We start from the raw sequence: 24,343 nt of genomic DNA on the forward strand, positions 1-24,343 counted from the left end.
AATTCCATATTAAATGCAATCTAGACCAATTTATTTTATAATAAAACTAAGCATTAGACTTTGGAGGTAGGACCATGGAAGAACCGATGTATATCAAGATCCATAATCAAATTAAGCGTGATATTGAAAACCACGTTTATCGGGTAGGAGATCGTATTCCAGCTGAACGGCAGCTGTCTGTAAAGTTTGGCGTGTCGAGAATGACTCTGCGCCAGGCAATTAAGACATTGGAAGAAGAAGGAATATTAGAGCGACGCCTAGGCAGCGGTACTTATGTTGCCAGCCAGAAGGTACAAGAAAGAATGTCGGGGATCATGTCCTTTACCGAGATTACCAAGGCCAATGGTCAGGTCCCATCTAGCAAGTTGATTTCTTATCAAATTGGCAATCCATCTTTATCTGAAAAAGAGCGCTTATCATTGAAAAAAGGTGAAAACGTATTGCAGATGGAAAGAATCCGTTATGCCGATAGCACGCCAATCTGTTACGAAGTGGTTACTGTCCCCTATTATTTGGTAAAGAATTTTACCAAGGAAGATGTTTCTACTCATCTATATGAAACGCTAGAAAAGCGTGGCGGCTTTGATATCGGTAGAGTAACCGAGCATATCTCAGCATCCATTGCCAATGAACAGGATGCACGCTTATTGAAGGCGAGAAAAGGTGAAGCTCTTATTACAAGACGACAGGTAACAGAACTTGCTAATGGTCAGCCTTTTGAATATACGCGTGCGCGCTACGTGGCTGAACGCTTCGAATTTACTTTTTCAAAATAAAAAGACTCCAACTATGATGAAAAGTTGGAGTTTTTTGATTATTTCAGATCTTCCTTGATCTTAGTAGTTGAAATGCCGGGCGTTCTTGGCAGGTAAATTACATCGCAATATGGTTTAAGAAAATCAAACTTGCCTTTCCAATCATCTCCCATTACGAAGGTGTCGACGTCGTATTTTTTTACGTCGTCGATTTTTTGATCCCAATCTTTTTCAGGAATCACTTGGTCGACATAGCGAATAGCTTCTAGGATATATTTTCGTTCAGGATAAGTATTGTAGGCTTCCTTGTGCTTCTTGAACTCGTTGAATTCGTCGGTGGATAGCCCCACGATTAGATAATCGCCTAATTCTTTAGCTCTCTTAAGCAGGCGCACGTGGCCGTAATGAAGCAGGTCAAAGGTGCCATAAGTAATTACTTTTTTCATAATATCTCCTTTTTCTTCAAATAATCTTACCATATTTGAAGAAAAGCTAAAACTTACGCTTCATTTTTATGCTTGCCTTTTGAAATGGTAAAATAGAAACTAGATTAGAAGACGCATGAGGTGTGGAAAAATGGATAAGGTTAATGTGCTAGGCGTTAATTTTGATAATAAGACTTTTAATCAATTTCAAAATGAATTTATTGAACGATTAAACAATCATCTATCGACTTTTGTAGTGACGGCTAATCCGGAAATTGTGATGGCTGCTAATGAAAATCCAGAATTTATGAAAATTCTTAAACAGGATACGGACTATATTACTGCTGATGGCATTGGTATTGTGAAGGCAGCTAAGATGCTAGGCAAGCCACTTCCTGAGCGAGTTACAGGCTATGATCTGTTTACCTGGCTAATGAGCGTAGCCAATGATCGCGGCAGTCGCGTTTACTTAATTGGAGCCAAGCCGCAAGTGATTCATGCCGTTCAAGCTAAGGTGGCTAAGGAATATCCGAATATCAACCTAGTTGGTGCTGATGATGGTTACTTTAAGACAGATCTAGAGCTGGTAGCAAGACGCATTCAGAAAGCTCAACCAGATATGGTTTTTGCGGCTTTAGGTTTTCCCAAGCAGGAAAAATTACTGGCAATTTTGCGTAGAAATGAGACGCCGGCTCTGATGATGGGCGTCGGTGGCAGTTTTGACGTCTTTTCCGGTATAGTTAAGCGAGCACCAGAGGCTTTTCAAAAGACGCATTTGGAATGGTTTTATCGGTTGATAACTAATCCATCACGATTTAGACGAATGTTAGTGTTACCACAATTTGTGGTACGTGTTGAGCAATCGAAGAGAGGGAAGAAATAATTTAATGAAGGTTTTGCATGTAAATGCTGGTCTTGAAAATGGCGGTGGTTTGTCGCACATTGTCAACTTGTTGACAGAGGCAAAAATTGAACATAAAGATTTTGACTTGCTAACTTTGGCCGAAGGACCAGTGGCTGAAGCAGCTCGGCGAGAGGGAATTAATACTTCTGTCTTGGGAGCAAGCAGTCGTTATGACTTAGCCAGTTTGAAGAGACTGACTAAGTTTATTAATGATGGACATTATGATATTGTGCATACTCACGGAGCACGGGCTAATTTGTTTTTATCTTTGATTCACAAAAAAATCCACGCTACATGGTGCATCACGGTTCATTCTAATCCTTATTTAGACTTTGCTGGGCGCGGTTTACTAGGCAAAATTTTTACTAAATTAAATATTCGTGCTCTAAGAAAGGCCGATTGTATCTTTGCCGTAACTGAGCATTTTGCTAATTTATTAATAAATAAAGCACATGTGGATAAAACTAAAGTGCATGTGATCTATAATGGCATTTTTTTCCACAGCGATAGCGAAATCCCAGCCAAGTATGAACATACATACTTTAATATTGTGAATGTGGCACGTACCGAGAAAGTTAAAGGGCAAGATCTGTTATTAAAGGCGGTTAAGCAGTTAGATGATCAACATATTCGTTTGCATATTGCGGGTGATGGCAGTCAGCTGGAGCCGCTAAAGGCCCTAATGCGCGAGCTGGACATGGCCCCACAAGTAACTTTTCATGGTTTTATGACGCATCATCAATTAAGCGGCTTATACAAAAGAATTGATTTAGCCGTGCTTACTTCTTATTCGGAGAGTTTCCCACTGGTTTTGCTGGAAGCAGCAGATAATTTAATCCCTATTTTATCCACAAATATTGGCGATATCAGTAAGATGATTCCTAGTCTAGACTATGGCTTTATTGCTAAGGTAGGAGATGTGGATTCAATCGCAGAGGCGATCAAGGCAGCTGTGAATAAGTCTCCTAAAGATTTGCGAGCTATGGCAGAACGCGAGAAACGCTATGCCGAGGAACATTTTTCTGTCAAAAATCAGCTAGCTTCAATTGAAAAAGTTTATGACACTTTAGTGTAAATCGTTTGATAAAGATGATTTCAAAAATAGCAATACAATAATAATGGCTGTATAATTAAAACTAAATTGATAATTTTTAATTACAGAAAGGGAAACAATGTTTTACCCAGAATTAGACAAAGACGATTCACTCGCTTTGCACACTGATTTATATGAAATCAACATGATGTACACCTATTTCAAGAAGGGGATTGCTGATCGCAACGCTGTTTTTGAAACGTTTTACCGCCAAGAGCCATTTGGCAATGGTTATGCCGTATATGCGGGCTTGGAGCACGTCATTAGATATTTAAAGAATTTAAAATTTAAAGAAAGCGACCTGCAATATCTGAAAGAGCAGGAAGGCTACGATGATGACTTTATAGACTATTTGCGCAATTTACAACTAAAATTAACTATTCGCTCAATGAAGGAAGGGGAGTTGGTCTTTGCCAATGAACCAATTCTGCAAGTTGAAGGGCCACTAGCTCAATGTCAATTAGTAGAAACCGCAATTTTGAACATTATTAACTTCCAAACTTTGCTGGCTACTAAGGCTGCTCGAATCAAGTTAGCCGTTCAAGATGATAGTCTAATGGAATTTGGCTCCCGTCGTGCACAAGAAACGGATGCTGCTATCTGGGGTGCCCGGGCTGCTTATATTGGTGGCTTTGATTCGACTAGTAATGTTCGTGCTGGGAAGCTATTTGGCATTCCAATTTCTGGTACGCATGCGCATGCTCTAGTTGAAGCTTTTGGTAGCGAATATGAAGCCTTTAAGGCATATGCGGAAACTCACAAGGACTGCGTCTTTTTAGTTGATACCTATGATACCGTTCGTAGCGGCGTGCCTAACGCAATCAGAGTAGCTAATGAGATGGGCGACAAGATTAATTTCTTAGGCGTGCGGATCGACTCTGGCGATATGGCCTATATGTCTAAGCAGGTTCGCAAAGAACTAGACGATGCTGGTTATCCTAATGCTAAGATTTTTGCTTCTAATGACTTGGATGAAAACACGATCACTAACTTGAAGATGCAGGGTGCTAAGATTGATGTCTGGGGCATTGGGACCAAGTATATTACTGCTTATGACCAGCCAGCTTTGGGAGCCGTCTACAAGCTAGTCGCAATGGAAGATGAAGTTCATGCCATGCGTGATACCTTGAAGATCTCTCTAATGCCATTAAGGTTTCAACTCCAGGCAAGAAGCAAGTATGGCGGATTAGCGCGAACACCGCTAAGAAGAATGAAGGCGATTGGGTATCTCGCTATAATGAAGATCCACGTAAGTTTGATGCCTTGTTCATGTTCCACCCACAATATACCTATATCAATAAGGTGGTTACGAATTACACTGCGATTCCGCTTTTACACGATATTTTTAAGGATGGTAAATTGGTTTACCAACAGCCAAGTTTGGACGAGATTAAAAAGTTTTGTGTCCAAAATCTTGATGGCTTGTGGGATGAATATAAGCGTAGCTTGAATCCACAAGAATACCCGGTTGATTTGTCCCAAAACTTGTATGAAAGCAAGATGGATCTGATTCAAGATATTCGTCGTAAGATTAGAGAAAGAAGCATTGGTCGATGAGAGAATTACAAAGAGAAATTATTGCCTATGAACATGTTTTGCCAGAAATTGATCCTAAGAAGGAAATCAGACGTTCAATTGATTTCTTAAAGGATTATTTGAAGGCTAACCCATTTTTGAAGTCTTATGTTTTGGGTATTTCTGGTGGTCAAGATTCAACTTTGACTGGAAAATTATGTCAAATGGCCATTGAAGAAATGCGCAAAGAAACTAGCGATGATTCCTACCAATTTATCGCTGTTCGTTTGCCGTATGGCGTCCAAGCCGATGCGGATGATGCGGCCGATGCAGTTAAATTTCAACATCCTGATCAAGATTTAATTGTGAACATCAAAGAACCAGTTGACGCAATGGTTAAGGCAGTTGAAGCTACTGGTCAAAAGATTGCCGATTTTAACAAGGGCAACATCAAGGCCCGTGAAAGAATGGTGGTTCAATACGCTATTGCTGGTGCTAACAAGGGTGCCGTTGTCGGTACTGACCACGCTGCCGAAAACTTCAGTGGTTTTTACACTAAGTTTGGCGATGGTGCCGCTGACCTGACGCCACTATTCCGCTTAGATAAGCGTCAAGGTAAAGCCTTGCTTAAAGAATTAGGTTGTCCTAAGCACCTTTATGAAAAAGCTCCAACTGCTGACTTGGAAGAAGAAAAGCCAGATTTGCCAGATGAAGTTGCATTGGGTGTAACTTATCAAGAGATCGACGACTACCTTGAAGGCAAAGAAGTGTCCGACAAGGCAGCTGAACAAATTGAAAAATTATGGAATAAGAGCAAACACAAGCGCCACTTGCCTGTAACCGTATTTGACGATTTTTACAAAAAGTAATTATTCGCTAAAACTTGTTAATGGGTGAAAACTTTCTTATAATGAACTTATTCATAAGGGAGTAACGGCAATTTGCTTGCGATAAATCCAACAGCCGAAGATTTTACACTTCTGGATTTATCTTAATTTGTGAGACTTATGTGCTACAAGCATGTAAGTCTCTTTTTCTTTTAATTAAGGAGGGAAAATGATGGCTAAGAAATATTATACTGAGTCGATTCCCGATGTGGAAAAAGAGTTAACTACTTCTATTGCCAATGGTTTAACTGACCAAGAAGCTAAAAATAGGTTAGCTAAATATGGCCCAAACGCGCTGACATCCAAGAAAAAAGAGAGCATGTTTATGCGTTTTATCGATCAATTCAAAGATTTTATGATCATTGTGCTGATCGTTGCCGCAATTTTGAGTGGCGTGGTCGCACATGAGTGGATCGATGCGGCAATTATTATGATCGTGGTTATCTTGAATGCAATCTTAGGAGTGATTCAAGAGGCACGTTCAGAAGCCGCAATTGAAGCATTGAAGGAGATGGCGACGCCAGATGCGCATGTTCGGCGCGGCGATGCAATTATCACTGTTCCAAGTACTGAATTGGTACCGGGCGATATTGTACTGCTTGAGGCCGGCGACGTTGTCCCCGCTGATTTACGACTAGTAAAAGCCCACAGTTTAAAGATTGAGGAATCAGCTTTAACTGGTGAATCGGTTCCTGTTGAAAAGAGCAATGAAACTCTGCAAGACGGCGACATTGCTTTAGCTGATCGACTCAACATGGCATATTCCAACACCAATGTTACTTATGGTCGTGGTGAAGGGATCGTTACTGAAACTGGAATGAACACCGAAGTCGGTAAGATTGCGACGATGTTGAACAATGCCGATGAAACGGATACGCCACTTAAGCAGAATTTGAACCACTTAGGCAAGATCCTGACTATTATGATCTTGGCAATCTGTGTGATTGTCTTTGCCGTAGGGATGTTCACCAAGCAAGGAACGATGCCAACGGATAAATTGGTAATCGAAATGTTTCTGGTCGCCGTTTCCTTGGCTGTTGCTGCAATTCCAGAAGGTTTGCCAGCAATTGTCACAATTATTTTGGCCCTGGGAACACAGACCATGGCTAAGCACAAAGCCTTAGTTAGAAAATTGCCTGCCGTAGAAACGTTGGGTGCGACGGATATCATTTGTTCTGATAAAACTGGGACATTAACACAGAACCGCATGACCGTGGAAAAACTTTATTACCAGGGAAATATTCATGATAATTCTGAAAAAATAGAGGATACTAACCCAGCGCTACTGGCAATGATCTTGGCTAATGATACGAAGATTGAAAACGGCGGTGACTTATTAGGTGACCCAACTGAAACTTCGTTGATTCAATATGCTTTCGATCAGGATATTGATGTGGATGCATTGCTTAACAAATATAAGCGGGTTCAAGAAGTACCGTTTGATTCAGAAAGAAAATTGATGTCCACCGTTAATCAAGATGGAAATAGATTTTTCGTTGCAGTTAAGGGTGCACCTGATGAATTATTAAAGCGAGTAACCTCTGTAGCAATAAACGGAGAGCTTTCACCAATTACTGATACGCAACGACAAGCAATTCTCGCTACTAACCGATCAATGGCTAAAAAAGCTCTACGTGTCTTAGGCTTAGCTTATAAGCGTGTTGACCAGCTGTATGATAATCCAACAACTGATAATGTTGAACAAGATTTGATTTTTGCTGGACTAGTGGGCATGATTGACCCTGAACGGCCTGAAGCTAAGGCTGCTGTAGCGGAAGCACATAGTGCCGGGATTAGAACTGTCATGATTACTGGTGACCACCAAACAACGGCTCAAGCCATTGCGGAAAGATTAGGAATTTTACAGCCAGGTCAAGACGAACGTGTTTTAACTGGTGCACAATTAGATGAATTAAGCGATGATTACTTTGTTAAGCACGTCCAAGACTATAATGTCTACGCTCGTGTTTCACCAGAGCACAAGGTGAGAATTGTAAAGGCCTGGCAAGCCAATGATAAGATCGTAGCCATGACTGGTGACGGTGTTAACGATGCCCCAAGTCTGAAGCAAGCCAACATCGGTATTGGCATGGGGATCACAGGTACTGAAGTTTCAAAAGGTGCCAGTGATATGGTCCTAGCCGATGATAATTTTGCAACTATCGTAGAAGCGGTCAAGCAAGGGCGCAAGGTCTTTAGCAATATTCAAAAAGCCATCTTGTACTTAATGAGTTGTAATGTTGGTGAGGTTTTAACCGTCTTTATGATGACGATGTTAGGTTGGGATATCTTGCAACCAGTGCAATTATTATGGATCAACTTGGTAACGGATACTTTGCCAGCGATTGCCTTAGGGGTTGAACCGGTTGAGCAGGGAATTATGAAACGCAAGCCGCGGGGTAAGAAGTCTAACTTCTTCAGTGGCGGTGTGGCTAGCTCAATTATTTATCAAGGGATCCTGGAAGGGGTCTTGGTATTAGGCGCTTACCAATTAGGTCTGCATGTTGGTCCGCATATTAATGAGCCAGCCTTGCAGCATGGGGATGCCTTAACCATGGCTTTCCTGACCTTGGGCCTAATTCAATTATTCCATGCGATTAACTCGAAGCACTTGCGGCAATCTATTTTCAGCAAGGGTACTTTTGTGAATAAATGGTTTAACGGTGCGATTATTATCTTAGCTTTAGTGATGGCTGGAGTTGAACTGCCATTTATGACCAGATTCTTCGATGTGACAGAGCTTGATGGCGGTCAATGGGCAGTCGTTCTTATTGCTGGAATCTGCATGATTTTGATTGTCGAAATCGTCAAGTTCTGCCAAAGAAAAGCTGAAAAAGAATAAAGTTTAACAAAAATAAAGAAAAAAGCTTGGTTTACTCAAGCTTTTTTTATATGCTTAACTCAGATTATTTTGAGGAAGTAAATTGATGAAAAGTTTTTTATTTCGCCTTTATTTGGCATTCATGAAATTTAGAGCGCGTTTTACCACGATGGAGAACAATAACGTGGTAATTCTAAATGGTTCAGGTCGCTCTGGTTCTAATGGCTATGCTTTTTATAAATGGCTATTGCTTAACCATCCCGAATATAACGCTACGTTAGTTGAACCTTGGCCATCATCGCATTTGAAGTGGGAGGCCTGGCAAAAAATTGGGGCAGCACGCTACGTGATTACGACGCACCAGCCGTTTAAGGTACGCAAGCATCAGATCAACGTGCAATTATGGCACGGCGTACCGCTAAAGCGGATGGGTATCATGGCTAACAATACTCGTTACCGCGACAATAAGCGCAATGAAAAATTATGGCATAAAAATGCGGATATCGTAGCCTCCAGTTCAGATCTTTACGAGACATTGATGAGTGCCTGCATGGCAATTGAAACTAAGAAATACCATAAATTAGGTTTCCCTAGACTAGATCTGTTAAAGCAGCCAGTGATTAGCAAGCAGCAACTGCTAAAAGATTTATTTAATATTGCTGATCAGGATGCTCAAATTGGGATCTACATGCCTACTTTTAGATATGAATTAGAAGATAAAACCATTATGGATAAAATTAAAAAAGGCAACTTCTTTGCTTTTACTGACTTTGATGGGGAAAAATTAAACGGGGAGCTTAAGAAACGCCACCAATATCTGATTGTCAAGCTGCATCCCTATGAGATGCGCTTATTTGCCAACTTAAAAAGCAATTACTCCAACATCGCTTTTTTAAACAATGATTATCTGTTTGATCATAATTATGATCTGTATGAATTATTAGGCGATACGGACTTCTTGATGACAGACTTTTCATCGATTTATTTTGATTATTTGCATTTAAATAAGCCAATCGTCTTTGTCACGAACTTTTTGCGTCAGTATGAAAAAACACGGGGCTTGCTGCTGGGGCCTTATGCTGAGATTGTGCCGGGTATCTGTATTAATTCTGAACAAGATTTGATTAATAATTTGGATCATTTGGACAACCAGCAAATAGCCAATCGGCGACTCTATTGGCTTCATTTGACTAGTCAGGTGCAAGACGATTCGTATTGTGAGAACGTCTTTAAGTACATGACGCAAGAGTTTAGAGGGTGAGTACATGCGCAGAACATTTTTAAATATACTCTATAACGCGGTTTACCAGATTTTTATTGTTCTTGTACCGCTAATTACTGTTCCTTATTTATCTAGGGTATTGGGCCCAAAAACTTATGGTATCTATAGCAGCGTTAATAATACCGTGCAATTTTTAATGATCTTCTGTATCTTATCTGTCTCTTATGTAGGGATGCGGACAATTTCTAGAATGCGCACCTATGGCACGCCAGCTGAGCTTACTCAGGCTTTTTGGGGCTTATGGTACTTTCAGGGAATCGCTGGATTGATTACTATTGCAATTACGGTTTTAGTGACTACTCTTTTTCATATTCAATATTGGTTCTATTTGTTGTTAATGGTGCCATATTTGATTAGTGCCCAAGTGGATATCTCCTGGTTCTTTCAAGGACTAGCCGATTTCGGCCGGGTGGTGTTAAAAAATACTGCGGTTAAGCTAGTCAGCGTAGTCTTGATTCTGTTGTGGGTAAAAGGTCCAACGGATCTATGGAAGTATTTGTTGATTATGTCTGTCTCTACGATGCTGGGCTCCTTTGTCTTCTGGTTTGACATTCGCCGTTATGTCGGCGGACCAGTGGCGCATTTTTATAAATTTAAAAAGACGGCGATTGCGATTGGTACTCTAATGATTCCGCAGATCGCGACGCAAATTTATACATCATTAGATAAACCAATTTTAGGTATTTTCTCTAATTCAACGCAGGTATCTTTTTATGATAATTCACAGAGAATTTCTAATATGATTTTGGGAGTAATCACCAGTATTTCTTTGGTAATTATGCCGAAAATGGCTAGTGAAGGGGTAAAAGCTCAGAAGGTAGTCATGAAAAAATCGTTAGAAGCGACAGTGATGCTAGGGACGTTATTTGCGGTGATTATTATGGCGAATACGAAGCAATTCGTGCCGTTCTTTTTTGGCGATAAATATATTTCGATGACGCCTCTCATGTTTTGGTTCACGCTGACGATTATCATGATTCCAACTGGTGGCGTCTTTGCCAATCAATTTGCTTTAGCTAATCAGCGCGATAAAGATTATGCTGTTCCCGTGGTAATTGGGGCTATACTTGAAATTGTCTTAAGCTATCTGCTTGATCGACCATATGGCGCGATGGGCGCAATGATTGCCATTTTAATTACGGAAGCCGTAGTTTTAGTATTGCGTTTATGGGTTGTGCGCGATGGCTATCAATTTACCTATGTTTTCCATGATGTGCCCAAATATTTATTAATTGCAGTAATTACTTTAGCAATTGGAATGTATTTGCCTAACTTAATTCCATCTGCTTTCTTTAATATGGCTGTCAAGTCAATTATCATGTTAGCGATTTATCTAGGTTTGATGTTTTTGTTTAAGCTGGACTTTAATCAAGATATAGTTAAATTGCTTAAGAATTTCTGTAAAAGGGGATAAAAAATGATTCCGAAAATAATTCATTATGTGTGGGTAGGTCGCAATCCGAAATCTCCTTTGATTAAGGAATGCATTGCTACCTGGAAAAAGAACTTGCCAGATTTTAAAATTATTGAATGGAACGAAGATAACTTCGATATGCATGAAAATAAGTATATCGAGCAGGCCTACAAGGCAAAAAAATGGGCCTTCGTGTCAGATTATATTCGTGCACGAGCTATTTATGAACAAGGTGGCATTTATCTTGATACGGATGTGCGGGTAATTGCTGATTTGACTCCGCTATTAAATGATCGAGCTTTTATTGGCTTTGAGAATAATGATTATCTGTCGGCTGCAATTTTTGGCGCGGAAAAAGAACATCCTTTCATGCAGGATATTCTAGATTATTACAAGGATCGCAGTTTCGAATTTGATAATAATAATCAGATGGCAGGAGTTAACAGTGTTTCTGTTACTGATATTTTAATTGACAAATATGGTTTAAAAATCGGTAATCAAGAACAAATGCTAAAAGAGGGGATTCATGTTTATCCTGATGGCGTCCTGTGCAATCCCTCTCCAGAATCTAAATCGATCCATTTGTTTACCGGGACCTGGATGAATGGCAAGCACTCTTTTAAGCATAAGATTGTAACGACTCTGAAGCGCCACATTAATACGCCTAAAGGGGCAGGAAGATACGCCAAGTGGATTCGATGAATCAGCAAGAACTGCAGCAATTAGTTGAGCAGATATCGCGGCAGTATTTTCATAGACCGTTTATTCATCAAGTAAAGATTAATCGCCGCATGACGACTACTGGAGGCCGTTATCATCTTGATGATCATCATTTAGAGATCAATGCTCATTTTTTGACGCCACAATATCATGATTATTTGATTGGCATTATCAAGCATGAGCTCTGTCATTATCATTTGCATCGATTGGGCTTGGGCTATCAGCATAAGGATCGCGACTTTAAAACTTTATTGCAAAAAGTGGGTGGCAGCTGTTATGCGCCAGATATCGGCTTGCGTAGGCAGAAAAAATATAATTATCTTTATGTTTGCGCAAACTGCGGTTTGCATTATCCTCGCATGCGCAAAATCAATACGCGAAGATATCGCTGCGGTAAATGCAAGGGGGCCTTGCGTTTAGCTACAGTTTTTGAAAGAAAAAAGAATAAAATATAATTAATTTCAATTTTCCCTTGCACATCTGCTGTTTTTAGGCTATTATAGTTAATGTTCCGCGGGCGTGGCGGAATGGCAGACGCGCAAGACTAAGGATCTTGTGATCGCTTTAGATCGTGGAAGTTCGAGTCTTCTCGCCCGCACTAATTAGAAGTCGCAGTCAGCGACTTCTTTTTTTACAAAAAAATCGGGTATACTTGTCTTAATGGATTAAAGGAATTGAAATTATGGCAAAAAAGCGTAAATCAAGAATACCCAAGAGCGTAAAAATCGTTGTTCGCGTATTCATCATTTTATTTATTTTATTGGTTGCTTTTATTGGTTTTCATTATTACCGCAGGTACGCGATTCAGTCTGAACAGATTCGCCAGGCTCAATTGCAGCGCCAGCAAGAGGCAGCGAAATTATTAAAGCAGCGCAAGGCTTTTATTAAAAAGATTGGTCCTATTGCACGTGAGGTGGACAAGTCTTATGATTTATTGCCCAGCATCACTATTGCTCAGGCCTGCTTAGAGAGTAATTATGACCAAAGTGCTTTGTCTCAAAAGTATAATAACTTGTTTGGGGTAAAAGGCAGCAATCCTAATACTTCTGCCGTGATGACCACTAAGGAATACGTCAAGGATAAATGGGTCACGGTTAAGGCGAGATTTCAAATATATGACTCATATGAGGCTTCAATTAGAGCGCACGCTAGATTATTCCAGAATGGAACAACGTGGAATCACGACCAGTATAAGCATGTTCTTGCCTCTAAGAATTATCAGACGCAGGCCAAGGCATTAGTTACTGATGGCTACGCGACAGATCCTAATTATGCGGATAAGCTGATTAATTTAATTGAGCAGTTTAATTTAGAAAAATATGACAAGTAGTTCAAAGCAGCAAAAATTTAGCTGCTTTTTTGCTATAATATTTAAGTTACATTAGAGATTTTATTTAGGTGAAGGGGACAATAATGAGCGAAGAATCTATTTTAGCTGGATTAAATCCGCAACAGAAAAAAGCAGTCGAGACTACTGAAGGACCGCTTTTGGTCGTTGCCGGAGCAGGTTCTGGCAAGACTTCTGTTTTAACAAGACGTATTGCTTACTTAGTTGAAGAGAATCATGTTGCGCCATGGAATATTTTGGCCATTACCTTCACTAACAAGGCGGCAGCTGAGATGCGCGAACGTGAACAAAAATTGCTGGGTCCGGCTGCTGAAAATATTTGGATGTCGACCTTCCACGCCTTGTGCGTAAGAATTTTGCGTCGGGATGCCGATAAGATTGGCTATGACCATAATTTTTCAATCGCGGATTCTGCGGAACAATTGACTCTAGTTAAGCATATTGAAAAGGATCTGAACATTAATCCTAAGATGTATGATCCACGTGGAGTCTTATCAGCGATTTCTAACGGTAAGAATGATCTGTTGACTCCGGAGGCCTTTACTGCGAGTGCTTCATCGCCTTTTGAGAAGATGACGGCTAAGATTTATCAAGAATACCAACGCAGATTGCGTCGCGATCAAATTATGGATTTTGATGATTTGATCATGCAGACCTTAGTTTTATTTAAAAAAGATCATGAAGTTTTAAAGCATTATCAAAATAAGTTCCGTTATATTCTTGTTGATGAATACCAGGATACCAACCAAGCACAATATGAGTTGTGTCATGCTTTAGCTGCGCAATATAAGAATATCTGCGTCGTGGGGGATGCTGACCAGTCAATTTATGGTTGGCGCGGCGCCAATATGGAAAACATCATGAATTTTGAGCAAGATTATAAGCAGGATGGCGTTAAAACGGTTAAATTAGAGCAGAATTATCGTTCAACCGGTCATATCTTGTCTGCTGCCAACTCAGTTATTAAGAATAATCAAAATCGTAAAGATAAAAACCTGTGGACTGATCAAGGCGATGGTCAAAAAGTGACCTATTATCAAGCTCAAAGTGGTGATGATGAGGCGCACTATATTATTGCCAAAATTCAAGAAGAGGTAAAAGACAAGCACCGTTCTTATAAGGACTTCGCGATTTTGTATCGGACTAATGCTCAGTCTCGAACAGTCGAAGAAGCCTTCGTTAAGTCAAATATTCCTTATCAAATTGTGGGCGGACATAAATTCTATGATCGAAAGGAAATCAAAGATATTATGGCTTACTTGAAGCTGGTAGCTAACCCAGCGGATACAATGAGCATGAACCGGATTATTAATACTCCTAAGCGAGGAATTGGTGCCGCAACTGTGGAAAAGTTATTAACTTTTGCGGATAATAATCATTATGACATGTTAGATGCGATGACTTACGTGGGCGAAAGTCCAATTAATACGCGGGCAGCCAAGAAATTAAGCGATTTTGGCATGAAAATGCGTGATGCCATTGCCTATGCGCAGAATCATGGCGTAACCGGCTTAACTGAAAAAATCTTAACGGATTTTGACTATACTGATGCATTAAGAAAAGAAAATACTATTGAATCAGAAACCCGTTTAGAAAACTTGGATGAATTCTTATCCGTTACCAAGCGTTTTGACGATCATTATGAACCAGAAGAGGATGATTCTAATCCGTTGAGCGATTTCTTAGCTGAAGTATCGTTATTAAGCGATCAGGATGACTTGGATGAAAATGATGATCAAGTAGCTTTAATGACCTTGCATGCCGCCAAGGGGCTAGAATTTCCAGTGGTATTCTTAATTGGCATGGAGGATGGGCTATTTCCTCTTCAGCGGGCAATGATGGATGATAATGAATTAGAAGAAGAACGTCGTTTGGCTTATGTGGGCATCACGCGGGCTAAGCAGGAGCTATTTTTGACGAATGCATATTCACGCATGATGTATGGCAGAATGCAGAATAACTCACCTTCAAGATTCTTAGATGAAATTGATGCTAAAGACTTGCATAAAGAAGAAAATGAACAGCTAGAACATAGTTTTATTAAGTCTAGTTTTACCGCGCAAGCCGCACCTTTTGCCAGAAAAGAAGAACGTGCTCGTGCTCAGGTTTATACTGCTAAGAAAGCCGCTGGTGCTGTCGGTGCTGAAAAGAAGGGTTGGAGCGTTGGCGATCAAGTAGAACACAAGGCCTGGGGGCGTGGCGTGGTCACCAAGGTTAACGGAACAGGTGACGATATGGAACTGGATATTGCCTTCCCAGCTAAGGGGATTAAGAGACTCTTAGCTGCGTTTGCACCGATTAAGAAGGTATAATAAAAGTAAAAGATTTTTTATCAGGAGGTAAAAATGGCAGAAATTACTCTTGATGAGGCTAAAAAAGAAGCAGCTTCACTTAGAACCCAATTAAATGAATGGGCTGACGCCTACTATTCTAAAGATGCGCCGGAAGTTGAAGATAATGTTTATGATCAAAGCTACAATCGTTTGCTGGAACTTGAAAAACTTTATCCACAGATCGTTATGCCTGATTCGATTACGCAAAGAGTGGGTGGAGAGATCGATAGTGATTTTACCAAGGTCAATCACCCGATTCCGATGTTATCGATGGGGGATGTTTTTTCTAAAGATGAACTAAAGGAATTCGATCAGCGGATGCAAAAGCTGGTCGGCCACCCTGTCGCATACAACGTTGAATTAAAAATTGATGGCTTATCGCTTTCCTTGGAGTATGAAAAGGGCAAGTTAGTGCGTGCTTCTACTCGTGGCAATGGTTATGTTGGTGAAGATGTTACGCAAAATGCGCGCTATATTGCAGATATTCCGCAGACCTTGCCAGAACCTTTAACCACAGAAGTGCGCGGTGAATGTTATATGGGTAAGGAAGCCTTTGCCAAATTAAATGCTGAAAGAGAAGAACAAGGCTTAAGCGTTTTTGCCAATCCGCGTAATGCCGCAGCCGGTTCATTGCGCCAACTAGACCCTAAGGTAACCAAAAAGCGGCAATTAAGCACGTTTATTTATACCTGGGTTAATCCGCCACAAGAAATTACCAGCCAGCATCAGGCCATTAACCGCATGCATGAATTAGGCTTTCATACTAACGAAACAGGGCGTAAGCTGGCTAGTCTTGCTGAAGTGTTTGACTTTATTGATGAATATACCGCTAAGCGTAATAGTCTAACTTATGGAATTGATGGAATTGTCTTAAAAATCGATGATCTAAATATCGAACAGCAATTAGGCAATACGGTAAAGGTGCCACGCTGGGAAATTGCTTATAAATTCCCACCGGAAGAGCAAGAAACGACTGTCCGTGATATCGTGTGGACAGTAGGACGTACAGGCGTAGTAACGCCGACAGCGGTCATGGATCCAGTTCAATTAGCTGGAACTACCGTGGCTCGGGCTTCTTTGCATAATCCAGATTATTTGAATGAAAAAGGCGTCAGAATCGGTGATACAGTTAAGCTGCACAAGGCTGGCGATATTATCCCGGAGATTTCTGAGGTAGTGCTTGCTAAGCGACCAGCAGATTCCAAGCCATATTTGATTCCGGCAACTTGTCCTTCCTGTGGGCAAAAATTAGTTCACTTAGAAGATGAGGTTGCTTTGCGTTGCATTAATCCATCTTGTCCAGCACAAGTTGAGGAAGGCATTATCCACTTTGCTTCTCGTCCTGCAATGAATATCGCAGGCTTGGGGCCTAAGATTGTCAAGCAACTCATTGCTAAAGACTTAGTCTGCAATGTAGCCGATCTTTATCACTTAACCGCGGATGATTTAGCGCAGCTTGATCATTTTAAAGAAAAATCAATCAATAATTTGTTAACCGCAATCGATAATTCGAAGGCTAATTCAGTTGAATTATTGATTACTGGTCTAGGAATTGATCATGTTGGTGCCAAAGCTGCTCGCTTAATTGCCCAAAAGTTTAAAAATCTTGCAAAGATTATGGCACAAAGCGTGCAAGATATTGCTTCAATCGATACAATAGGCATGACGATTGCTGAATCAATGACTACGTACTTTGCTCAGCCAGAAGCACAAAAGTTAATTGAAGAACTTAAAGAAAGCGGCTTGAATATGGATTACTTGGGTGAAGATGAGCCTGAAGAAATTCCAGATAATCCTTTTAAGGATCAGACAGTTGTTTTGACTGGCAAATTAGAGCATTATACTAGAAGCGAATTCACAAAGAAATTGCAAGCTTTGGGAGCTAAAGTTACAGGATCAGTTTCTCATAAGACTAATTATGTAATCTACGGCAAGGATGCCGGCTCTAAGTTTAATAAAGCTCAGCAATTAGGCGTACCGCTTCTAACTGAAGAAGAAGCAATTGCACAAATTGAATAAAGGAACAATCATTGTGAAAAAATATTTGCAAATTATGGCTTTAGTCGGAGCTGCACTGACCTTGAGTGGCTGCGGTAAGTTAAAGGATTCTAGTTTAGCCAATAATGCAACCACTACTTCAACTACTAGAAAAAAGAGTTATCAAACAACGAATACTGGTAAGAATGGCTATACCGTTTTGATGAAAAATGGACGCTATGTGATTAGTGAAATTGCAGGTTTAACGGCAACGGATAATGATAATTCTGTTGATACGCGAGAATTAGAACGAGGTCTGATCAAGATTTCCCAAAACCAGTTTTCACCTAATCAATATGTTTTTCAAGAAGGACAATATCTTGATACATCAACGGTAACGGATTGGTTAAGTAGAAAGTCTAAATCTAATCCTAATGGATTAAATCCAGTAAATAATGGCAAGAAAGATGCTAATAAGCGTAATCCAATTTATTTGGAAGAGATTATTGAGCAAGATTATTTGACCGGTTTAGGATCTAAGTATCAAATTGGTGGCATGAGCTTAGGTTTAGCCATGAATTCCGTTGATTATTACCAAAAGAAGCGTAACGGCGCTGAATTTCAAACAGATATTTCGAGAGCCGAGCAACGTGCCCAAGGCGAAAAAATGGCCAATGAGATTGTTGCTCGGTTGCGTAAGAAAAAGGCTTTGAAGAAGATTCCGATTACGATTGGTTTATTCTCAAAAACTGGAAAAGATTCATTAGTTGGCGGAACTTACTTCGCTTACGGGACAGCGGCGTCTAATAGTAGTAAAATAACTAAATGGAAATCCGTGTCGGAAAAAATGCAAGTTTTGCCGACCACTGGTAATGAAAAAGCAATTAATAGCGACGATGCATCGCACTTCAACGATTTTAAGACAGCTATTCAAAATTATTTCCCTAATATTAGTGGGGTAACGGCAACTTTGCGTTATGATAATGGCAAGCTGGCGCAAGAGAATATTTCGATTACGACCCAGTTTTATGGTTATGAACAAATTCAAAGTTTTACGCGTTTAGCTCTGTCAACGGCAAAGAAGTATTTGCCTAATAATATTCCAATCGAAATTAAGATTGGTTCAGTTGATGATGTACAAGCATTAATTGCCAAAGAAACCGGCGATAGTGATTATCTAGTCCATGTATATGGCGGCGAATAGGAGGTATTTCTTAGTGGAAATCACAAAAGATACCATTAAACACGTTGCGACTCTTTCGCGACTTGCGTTTAATGAAGAAGATTTAGATAAATTTACAGATCAAATGGGATCAATTATCAACATGGCCGATCAACTTAGCGAAGTTGATACTGAAGGCGTTGCTGAAACGGTTCAAGTTGTTGATCGTGATACTGTCTTAAGAGAAGACAAACCTGAACACTGGCAAGGTGAAGACAGAGAAACATTAATGGCCAACGTTCCTGAAAAGGCTAACGGCTACATTAAGGTTCCTGTAATTATTAATAAGGATGAGGACGAGTAATGAATTACTTAAACGAAAATATTGATTCATTAAACAAAAAGCTTGCCAGCGGTGACTTATCAGCAGATAAGCTAGCTAAAGACACTGTGGCAAACATTAAAGACACAGATAAGAAGTTAAATGCTTGGATCACTGTTTTAGCTGATGCTAAGCCTGCAGAAAATCTTGACTATTCAAAGAGCAAGCTTGCAGGTATTCCAATTGCTATCAAGGACAACATCATCACTAACGGTGTAAAGACTACTGCTGCTAGTCATATTTTGTACAACTACATGCCAATGTATGATGCTACAGTTATTTCTAAGTTGAAGAAGGCTGGCGCTACCTTTGTTGGTAAGACTAACATGGATGAATTTGCCATGGGTTCTTCAACTGAACATTCATACTACGGTGCTACTCACAACCCATGGAACTTAGACAAGGTTCCTGGTGGTTCATCTGGTGGTTCTGCAGCTGCAGTTGCCAGCGGTCAAGTTGTTGCCGCACTTGGTTCAGATACTGGTGGTTCAATTCGTCAACCTGCCGCATTCAACGGTATTTTTGGGATTAAGCCAACCTACGGCCGTGTATCACGTTGGGGCTTGATTGCCTTTGGTTCTTCTCTTGACCAAATTGGTGTGATGACTAAGCGTGTTAAGGATTCAGCTGAGGTTCTTAATGTGATTGCGGGTGCAGATGACCACGATTCTACTGTTTCAACTCGTGAAGTTCCTGACTTTACTAAGTTCATTGGTCAAGATGTTAAGGGCTTGCGTGTTGCTGTTCCTAAGGAATATATGGAAGCAGTTAGCGGCGAGATGCGTGAAGTTATCCAGAAGCAAATTGATGCTTTAAAGGATGCTGGCGCAGTTATCAACGAAGTATCATTGCCACATACTAAGTATGTTGTTCCTGACTACTACATCATCGCTTCAAGTGAAGCTTCATCAAACTTGCAAAGATATGATGGTATCCGTTACGGCTACCGTGCTAAGGATACCAAGAACTTGCTTGATGTTTACGTTAAATCACGTTCTGAAGGCTTTGGTACAGAAGTTAAGCGTAGAATCATGCTTGGCTCATTTGCACTTTCTGCTGGTTCATACGACAGATTCTTTAGACAAGCTGCCAAGGTTAGAACTTTGATTTGCGATGACTTTGACAAGATCTTTGCCGAAAACGATGTTATCGTTGGGCCAACTACTACTGAACCTGCATTTGATATTGGTAGTGAAGTTTCAGACCCAATCAAGATGTACAACAACGATATTTTAACTATTTCTGCCAACTTAGCAGGTATTCCTGCAGCTAGTGTTCCAGCTGGTTTAGTTGATGGTATGCCTGTTGGCTTACAAGTTATGGCTAAGCGCTTTGATGAAGGCAACGTCTTCAAGACTGCTGACTTTATTGAACGCACTAACAAGTTTTATAAAAAAACACCAACTGGAATGGAGGATTAATTGAATGAATTTTAAATCGACTATCGGACTTGAAGTCCACTTCGAATTAAAGACAAAGAGCAAGATTTTCTCTCCTTCACCAGTAACTTATGGTGCTGAACAAAACACGGAGACTAACGTTATTGACTGGGCTATGCCTGGTACCTTGCCAATGGTTAACAAGAACGTTTACCGTTTAGGTATTATGGTTGCCATTGCAACCCACGCTCACATTTTGCCAACTACTCACTTCGACCGTAAGAACTACTTCTATCCTGATAACCCAAAGGCTTACCAGATTACTCAGTTCTTCCAACCACTTGCTCGTGATGGTTACATCGAAGTTGAAGTTCGCGGCAAGAAGAAGAGAATCGGTATCCACGAAATGCACATCGAAGAAGATGCCGGTAAGAACACTCATGGAACCAACGGCTTCTCATACGTTGACTTAAACCGTCAGGGCGTGCCACTACTTGAAGTTGTTTCTGAACCTGACATGGAAGACCCAGAAGAAGCTTACGCTTACCTTGAAAAGTTACGTAAGATCGTTCAATTTACTGGTGCTTCTGACGTTAAGATGGAAGAAGGTTCAATGCGTGTTGATACCAACATTTCTATCCGTCCTGTAGGTCAAAAGGAACTTGGTACTAAGGTCGAAATGAAGAACTTGAACTCATTTGACCACGTACGTCGTTCACTTGCTTATGAAGAAAAGCGTCAAGAACAAGTATTGCTTGCTGGTGGTCACGTTCAGCTTTCAACTCGTCGTTTCGACGAAGCAACTGGCAAGACTGTTTTGGAACGTGTTAAGGAAGGTGCTTCCGACTACCGTTACTTCCCAGAACCAGATATTGCTCCTGACCACATCAGTCAAGATTGGATTGATGAAATTGCTAAGGAATTACCAAAGGGGCCATTTGCTCGTTACGACGACTATGTCAACAAGTATGGCTTAAAGCCTTATGATGCAAATGTTTTGCTTCAAACTAAGGAAAGCTCAGACTTCTTTGATAGTGCCGTTGCAGCTGGTGCTGATCCAACTTTGGCAGCTAACTGGATGAACACTCAAGTAAATGGTTACTTGAACGATCACCGCGTAAGCTTGAATGATATTAAGCTTACTCCTGAACACTTGGCAGAAATGATTAAGTTGATCAAGGATGGTACTATTTCATCCAAGATCGCTAAGAAGGTCTTTGCCGAAACTATCAAGAATGGTACTGATCCTAAGAAGTACGTTGAAGACAAGGGTATGGTTCAATTATCAGATACTTCAGTCTTAGCTCCAATGGTTAAGAAGGTCGTTGACGATAACCCACAATCAGTTGAAGACTTTAAGAATGGTAAGGACCGTGCAATTGGTTACTTGGTTGGTCAAATCATGAAGCAAACTCGTGGTAAGGCTAACCCTAAGATGGTTAACAAGTTGCTTAACCAAGAATTGCAAAGTCGTTAATTTTAGAACGTTAGGTAGTAATTATGACTAGTAAAGCAAGATTAATTTATAATCCTGTATCCGGTCACGAGCAGATGCCCAAGAATGTGGCCGATATTTTAGATGTGTTAGAGCAGGCCGGATATGAGGCTAGTGCTTTTAGAACAACACCTGAAGAAAATAGTGCTCGCAATGAAGCTACTCGTGCTGCTAAGGAAGGTTTTGAGCTAATCGTGGCAGCTGGTGGCGACGGGACAATCAATGAAGTAGTTAACGGAATTGTCTTTTTGGAAAAAAGACCTAAGATGGCAATCATTCCGGCAGGGACTACCAATGATTATGCCCGTGCATTAGCTATTCCGCGTGATAATATTCCAGATGCTGCTAAGGTAATCTTAAAGAATAAGACACGCAAGATGGATATCGGTAAGGCAATTTTTGGCAATCAAACTCAATATTTTGTAAATATTGCTGCCAGCGGTTCTTTGACAGAATTAACTTACGGCGTGCCATCTGAAGTAAAGTCAGCTTTAGGTTATGCGGCATACTTAATCAAAGGTGCAGAAATGTTGCCACATTTGACTGAGAATGAGATGCGCTTAACCTATGATGATGGTGTTTATGAAGGTAAGCTTTCCATGTTCCTGTTAGGGATGACCAATTCAATTGGTGGTTTTGAACAGGTAATGCCTGATGCTGAATTGAGCGATGGTTTATTCCAATTGATCGTGGTTAAGCCTTCTGATCCTGTCAGCATGATGAAGCTGATGGCTTTAGCCTTGAATGGGAAGCACGTCGATGATCCGAACATCATTTATACCAAGACGCGTAGCTTGAAGGCTGAGCTAATTGGTAAGAGTGCAGGACAAGATTTGCCAGTTAACCTTGATGGTGAAATTGGTGGGTATTGTCCGGTAGAATTCAAGAACTTGCAACAACGTATTGAATTCTATGTTGGTAAATAAAAGTTGAAATTGTAAAAATAAATGGAGCTTAGTCAATCGTGCTAAGCTCCATTTTTTAGGTGAAAAATGTTTAAGTTGCATAAAGTATTCGATAGTCGACATTATCGAAGATTATCGTCAGTTCAGAAAGAAGAATTAAAAGAGGCGCGGGATAAAGTACATCAGGCGCAACAAAAAGAACCTGAGAGATTGCGAGAACACCTCGAAACTTTCAATGATGCCGTGATTGCGATCATTATTACGATAATTGTTTTGCAAATACAGCCAGCTTTTAAGGCAAGTCAATATTTAGAATTTTTAGGAAATATCGTAATTTTCATTATTGCTTTCTTTATTATTGCGGATTTTTGGTATGATTTGCATATAGCTTTTTCTTATTTCATCTTTAAGCCTGACAAAATTACTGCAATTTGTGATTTTTGTTTGTTAGCTACTTTATCTCTTTTGCCCGTGATGACCAAGTGGATCATGATGCGTGATTCTGCTTTTGCGGTAACAAATTTTGGGATAGTGTATTTCATTGCTCAGATTTTAAAGGTTTTTGTGCAATACTTTGGAGCAAAGCCACTAATGCGTAGCTCACAGGTGATGAATATAATGATGGTAAAAACGTCAGTGCATAGAATTATTCTCGTGTTTCTTTTGACATTATTTTTAATATTGTTATCACTAGTTGTGCCTAAGGTGGCTATGTTCTTATATATTCTTATTCCATTTATTTCATTTTTGATGCCAAATAATAGTCGTGGCTTTAGATAAAAAAATAGATGCAGATTTTTTCTGCATCTATTTTTTATTAAAATTAATCGCGATCTCCGCCCATGCCGAAAATTTGAAGCAAGAACAAGAAGATGTTCACGAAGTCTAAGTAAAGTTGCAAAGCACCAAGTACGGCTAAACCATTAGTTGAAACTTGGCTACCGTAGTTGTTGTAAATTGCCTTCATCTTTTGTGCATCGTAAGCAGTCAATCCAGTGAAGATTACTACACCGATGATTGAGAAGACGAAGCTGGCAACGGAATTGCGCAAGAAAATGTTAACAACCATTGCAACTAACAAACCGATCAAGGCAGCACTTAGGTAAGAACCCATGTTGTTCAAGTTCTTCTTAGTAAATGTACCAAAAACGGCCATTGCTCCGAATACAGCGGCAGATGATACAAATGCCGTACCGATTTGAGCTTGGGTATAGAAGCCAGCTAAAAGTGCAAATTCAAAGCCATAAATGACAGCTAAGATCATTAACATCACAAAACCTGCAACTGGATTTCTAGTAGCTTTGAAATTGATGCCCAATGATAAACCGATTGGAACAAAAAGAATAATCCACATCATTGCAGGTGGCATTTGCATCACTGCTGATCTAAAGACAGTCATGGTCAAAAATGCGGCAAGTGCTGAAACTAAAACGGATAGTCCCATGTAGCCGTACATTTTTGAAAGAAAACCGTTTACTTCTGAAACGTCATGAACTTCACGACGTCCAGGATTTGAAAAGTTATCCATATTATATGTCACTCTTTC

The 24,343-nt window shown here is 40.2% G+C and carries 20 protein-coding genes, 1 tRNA gene and 1 pseudogene; 20 read left to right on the forward strand and 2 right to left on the reverse strand.

The genetic code is table 11. The features are described from left to right. The first annotated feature begins 74 nt into the window (after window positions 1-74). A complete protein-coding gene (locus tag BLP58_RS04900; RefSeq protein WP_025084123.1) occupies window positions 75-776 on the forward strand; it encodes a GntR family transcriptional regulator in 702 nt (233 codons plus the stop codon). Between the two features lie 38 nt (window positions 777-814). On the opposite strand, the gene tagD is transcribed toward BLP58_RS04900, so the two are convergent. Further along, window positions 815-1,201, reverse strand: a complete 387-nt coding sequence (gene tagD / locus BLP58_RS04905) for a glycerol-3-phosphate cytidylyltransferase (RefSeq protein ID WP_013854620.1) — start codon at window positions 1,199-1,201, stop codon at window positions 815-817. A gap of 130 nt (window positions 1,202-1,331) precedes the next feature. On the opposite strand from tagD, the gene BLP58_RS04910 reads away from it, so the two are divergent. The 19 genes and pseudogenes from BLP58_RS04910 to BLP58_RS05000 all read left to right on the forward strand — a co-directional run bounded on the left by BLP58_RS04910 (window position 1,332) and on the right by BLP58_RS05000 (window position 23,577). Then, complete coding sequence (locus tag BLP58_RS04910) at window positions 1,332-2,063, forward strand: WecB/TagA/CpsF family glycosyltransferase (protein WP_013854619.1); 732 nt, start codon at window positions 1,332-1,334, stop codon at window positions 2,061-2,063. A 4-nt stretch (window positions 2,064-2,067) separates the two neighbouring features. Continuing rightward, window positions 2,068-3,159, forward strand: coding sequence for a glycosyltransferase family 4 protein (locus tag BLP58_RS04915; RefSeq protein WP_013854618.1), 1,092 nt, complete (start codon window positions 2,068-2,070; stop codon window positions 3,157-3,159). 97 nt (window positions 3,160-3,256) lie between these two features. Continuing rightward, a pseudogene (locus tag BLP58_RS04920) lies at window positions 3,257-4,734 on the forward strand (nicotinate phosphoribosyltransferase). Continuing rightward, window positions 4,731-5,561 carry an NAD(+) synthase gene (nadE, locus tag BLP58_RS04925; protein WP_013854617.1) on the forward strand — a complete coding sequence of 277 codons (831 nt, stop codon included), beginning with the start codon at window positions 4,731-4,733 and terminating at the stop codon, window positions 5,559-5,561. The pseudogene BLP58_RS04920 and the gene nadE overlap by 4 nt, the downstream one beginning before the upstream one ends. Before the next feature lie 190 nt (window positions 5,562-5,751). Further along, window positions 5,752-8,421, forward strand: a complete 2,670-nt coding sequence (locus BLP58_RS04930) for a calcium-translocating P-type ATPase, PMCA-type (RefSeq protein WP_025084124.1) — start codon at window positions 5,752-5,754, stop codon at window positions 8,419-8,421. 85 nt (window positions 8,422-8,506) lie between these two features. Continuing rightward, window positions 8,507-9,661, forward strand: coding sequence for a CDP-glycerol--glycerophosphate glycerophosphotransferase (locus BLP58_RS04935; protein ID WP_013854615.1), 1,155 nt, complete (start codon window positions 8,507-8,509; stop codon window positions 9,659-9,661). Between the two features lie 4 nt (window positions 9,662-9,665). After that, window positions 9,666-11,096 carry an oligosaccharide flippase family protein gene (locus tag BLP58_RS04940; RefSeq protein ID WP_013854614.1) on the forward strand — a complete coding sequence of 477 codons (1,431 nt, stop codon included), beginning with the start codon at window positions 9,666-9,668 and terminating at the stop codon, window positions 11,094-11,096. A gap of 3 nt (window positions 11,097-11,099) precedes the next feature. After that, window positions 11,100-11,798: a glycosyltransferase family 32 protein gene (locus BLP58_RS04945; RefSeq protein WP_013854613.1), complete on the forward strand. Its 699-nt coding sequence runs from the start codon at window positions 11,100-11,102 to the stop codon at window positions 11,796-11,798. Next, a complete protein-coding gene (locus tag BLP58_RS04950) occupies window positions 11,795-12,271 on the forward strand; it encodes a SprT family protein (RefSeq protein WP_025084125.1) in 477 nt (158 codons plus the stop codon). Before BLP58_RS04945 ends, BLP58_RS04950 begins: the two co-directional genes overlap by 4 nt. A 58-nt stretch (window positions 12,272-12,329) precedes the next feature. After that, window positions 12,330-12,414, forward strand: a tRNA-Leu gene (locus tag BLP58_RS04955). 84 nt (window positions 12,415-12,498) lie between these two features. After that, the gene (locus tag BLP58_RS04960) at window positions 12,499-13,146 is read left to right on the forward strand and encodes a glycoside hydrolase family 73 protein (protein ID WP_013854611.1); all 648 of its coding nucleotides are present in this window, start codon (window positions 12,499-12,501) and stop codon (window positions 13,144-13,146) included. A gap of 83 nt (window positions 13,147-13,229) precedes the next feature. After that, window positions 13,230-15,476 (forward strand): DNA helicase PcrA, encoded by a 2,247-nt coding sequence (gene pcrA, locus BLP58_RS04965; protein WP_013854610.1) that lies wholly within the window; start codon window positions 13,230-13,232, stop codon window positions 15,474-15,476. A gap of 33 nt (window positions 15,477-15,509) precedes the next feature. Beyond that, window positions 15,510-17,516, forward strand: a complete 2,007-nt coding sequence (gene ligA, locus BLP58_RS04970; protein WP_013854609.1) for an NAD-dependent DNA ligase LigA — start codon at window positions 15,510-15,512, stop codon at window positions 17,514-17,516. Between the two features lie 13 nt (window positions 17,517-17,529). Beyond that, the gene (locus BLP58_RS04975; RefSeq protein ID WP_013854608.1) at window positions 17,530-18,678 is read left to right on the forward strand and encodes a CamS family sex pheromone protein; all 1,149 of its coding nucleotides are present in this window, start codon (window positions 17,530-17,532) and stop codon (window positions 18,676-18,678) included. A gap of 13 nt (window positions 18,679-18,691) precedes the next feature. Next, window positions 18,692-19,000, forward strand: coding sequence for an Asp-tRNA(Asn)/Glu-tRNA(Gln) amidotransferase subunit GatC (gatC, locus tag BLP58_RS04980; RefSeq protein WP_013854607.1), 309 nt, complete (start codon window positions 18,692-18,694; stop codon window positions 18,998-19,000). Continuing rightward, a complete protein-coding gene (gene gatA / locus BLP58_RS04985) occupies window positions 19,000-20,439 on the forward strand; it encodes an Asp-tRNA(Asn)/Glu-tRNA(Gln) amidotransferase subunit GatA (protein ID WP_013854606.1) in 1,440 nt (479 codons plus the stop codon). Before gatC ends, gatA begins: the two co-directional genes overlap by 1 nt. Before the next feature lie 4 nt (window positions 20,440-20,443). Further along, window positions 20,444-21,874, forward strand: coding sequence for an Asp-tRNA(Asn)/Glu-tRNA(Gln) amidotransferase subunit GatB (gene gatB / locus BLP58_RS04990; protein ID WP_013854605.1), 1,431 nt, complete (start codon window positions 20,444-20,446; stop codon window positions 21,872-21,874). Between the two features lie 23 nt (window positions 21,875-21,897). Next, the gene (locus BLP58_RS04995; RefSeq protein WP_013854604.1) at window positions 21,898-22,818 is read left to right on the forward strand and encodes a diacylglycerol kinase family lipid kinase; all 921 of its coding nucleotides are present in this window, start codon (window positions 21,898-21,900) and stop codon (window positions 22,816-22,818) included. Window positions 22,819-22,884: 66 nt separating this feature from the next. After that, window positions 22,885-23,577, forward strand: coding sequence for a TMEM175 family protein (locus BLP58_RS05000; RefSeq protein WP_013854603.1), 693 nt, complete (start codon window positions 22,885-22,887; stop codon window positions 23,575-23,577). 43 nt (window positions 23,578-23,620) lie between these two features. Here the strand turns inward: BLP58_RS05000 and BLP58_RS05005 are convergent, their stop codons facing one another. Further along, window positions 23,621-24,325 (reverse strand): Bax inhibitor-1/YccA family protein, encoded by a 705-nt coding sequence (locus BLP58_RS05005; RefSeq protein WP_003626896.1) that lies wholly within the window; start codon window positions 24,323-24,325, stop codon window positions 23,621-23,623. Window positions 24,326-24,343 lie beyond the last annotated feature (18 nt).

Source organism: Lactobacillus kefiranofaciens (assembly GCF_900103655.1).
Classification (GTDB): domain Bacteria; phylum Bacillota; class Bacilli; order Lactobacillales; family Lactobacillaceae; genus Lactobacillus; species Lactobacillus kefiranofaciens.

Coding starts and splice junctions, on each gene's coding strand:
- gatA (WP_013854606.1), top strand. CDS start 19,000: ATGAATTACTTAAACGAAAATATTGATTCATTAAACAAAAAGCTTGCC.
- pcrA (WP_013854610.1), top strand. CDS start 13,230: ATGAGCGAAGAATCTATTTTAGCTGGATTAAATCCGCAACAGAAAAAA.
- BLP58_RS04940 (WP_013854614.1), top strand. CDS start 9,666: ATGCGCAGAACATTTTTAAATATACTCTATAACGCGGTTTACCAGATT.
- BLP58_RS04960 (WP_013854611.1), top strand. CDS start 12,499: ATGGCAAAAAAGCGTAAATCAAGAATACCCAAGAGCGTAAAAATCGTT.
- gatB (WP_013854605.1), top strand. CDS start 20,444: ATGAATTTTAAATCGACTATCGGACTTGAAGTCCACTTCGAATTAAAG.
- BLP58_RS04930 (WP_025084124.1), top strand. CDS start 5,752: ATGGCTAAGAAATATTATACTGAGTCGATTCCCGATGTGGAAAAAGAG.
- BLP58_RS05000 (WP_013854603.1), top strand. CDS start 22,885: ATGTTTAAGTTGCATAAAGTATTCGATAGTCGACATTATCGAAGATTA.
- tagD (WP_013854620.1), bottom strand. CDS start 1,201: ATGAAAAAAGTAATTACTTATGGCACCTTTGACCTGCTTCATTACGGC.
- BLP58_RS04945 (WP_013854613.1), top strand. CDS start 11,100: ATGATTCCGAAAATAATTCATTATGTGTGGGTAGGTCGCAATCCGAAA.
- ligA (WP_013854609.1), top strand. CDS start 15,510: ATGGCAGAAATTACTCTTGATGAGGCTAAAAAAGAAGCAGCTTCACTT.
- BLP58_RS04995 (WP_013854604.1), top strand. CDS start 21,898: ATGACTAGTAAAGCAAGATTAATTTATAATCCTGTATCCGGTCACGAG.
- nadE (WP_013854617.1), top strand. CDS start 4,731: ATGAGAGAATTACAAAGAGAAATTATTGCCTATGAACATGTTTTGCCA.
- BLP58_RS04915 (WP_013854618.1), top strand. CDS start 2,068: ATGAAGGTTTTGCATGTAAATGCTGGTCTTGAAAATGGCGGTGGTTTG.
- BLP58_RS05005 (WP_003626896.1), bottom strand. CDS start 24,325: ATGGATAACTTTTCAAATCCTGGACGTCGTGAAGTTCATGACGTTTCA.
- BLP58_RS04910 (WP_013854619.1), top strand. CDS start 1,332: ATGGATAAGGTTAATGTGCTAGGCGTTAATTTTGATAATAAGACTTTT.
- BLP58_RS04900 (WP_025084123.1), top strand. CDS start 75: ATGGAAGAACCGATGTATATCAAGATCCATAATCAAATTAAGCGTGAT.
- BLP58_RS04950 (WP_025084125.1), top strand. CDS start 11,795: ATGAATCAGCAAGAACTGCAGCAATTAGTTGAGCAGATATCGCGGCAG.
- BLP58_RS04935 (WP_013854615.1), top strand. CDS start 8,507: ATGAAAAGTTTTTTATTTCGCCTTTATTTGGCATTCATGAAATTTAGA.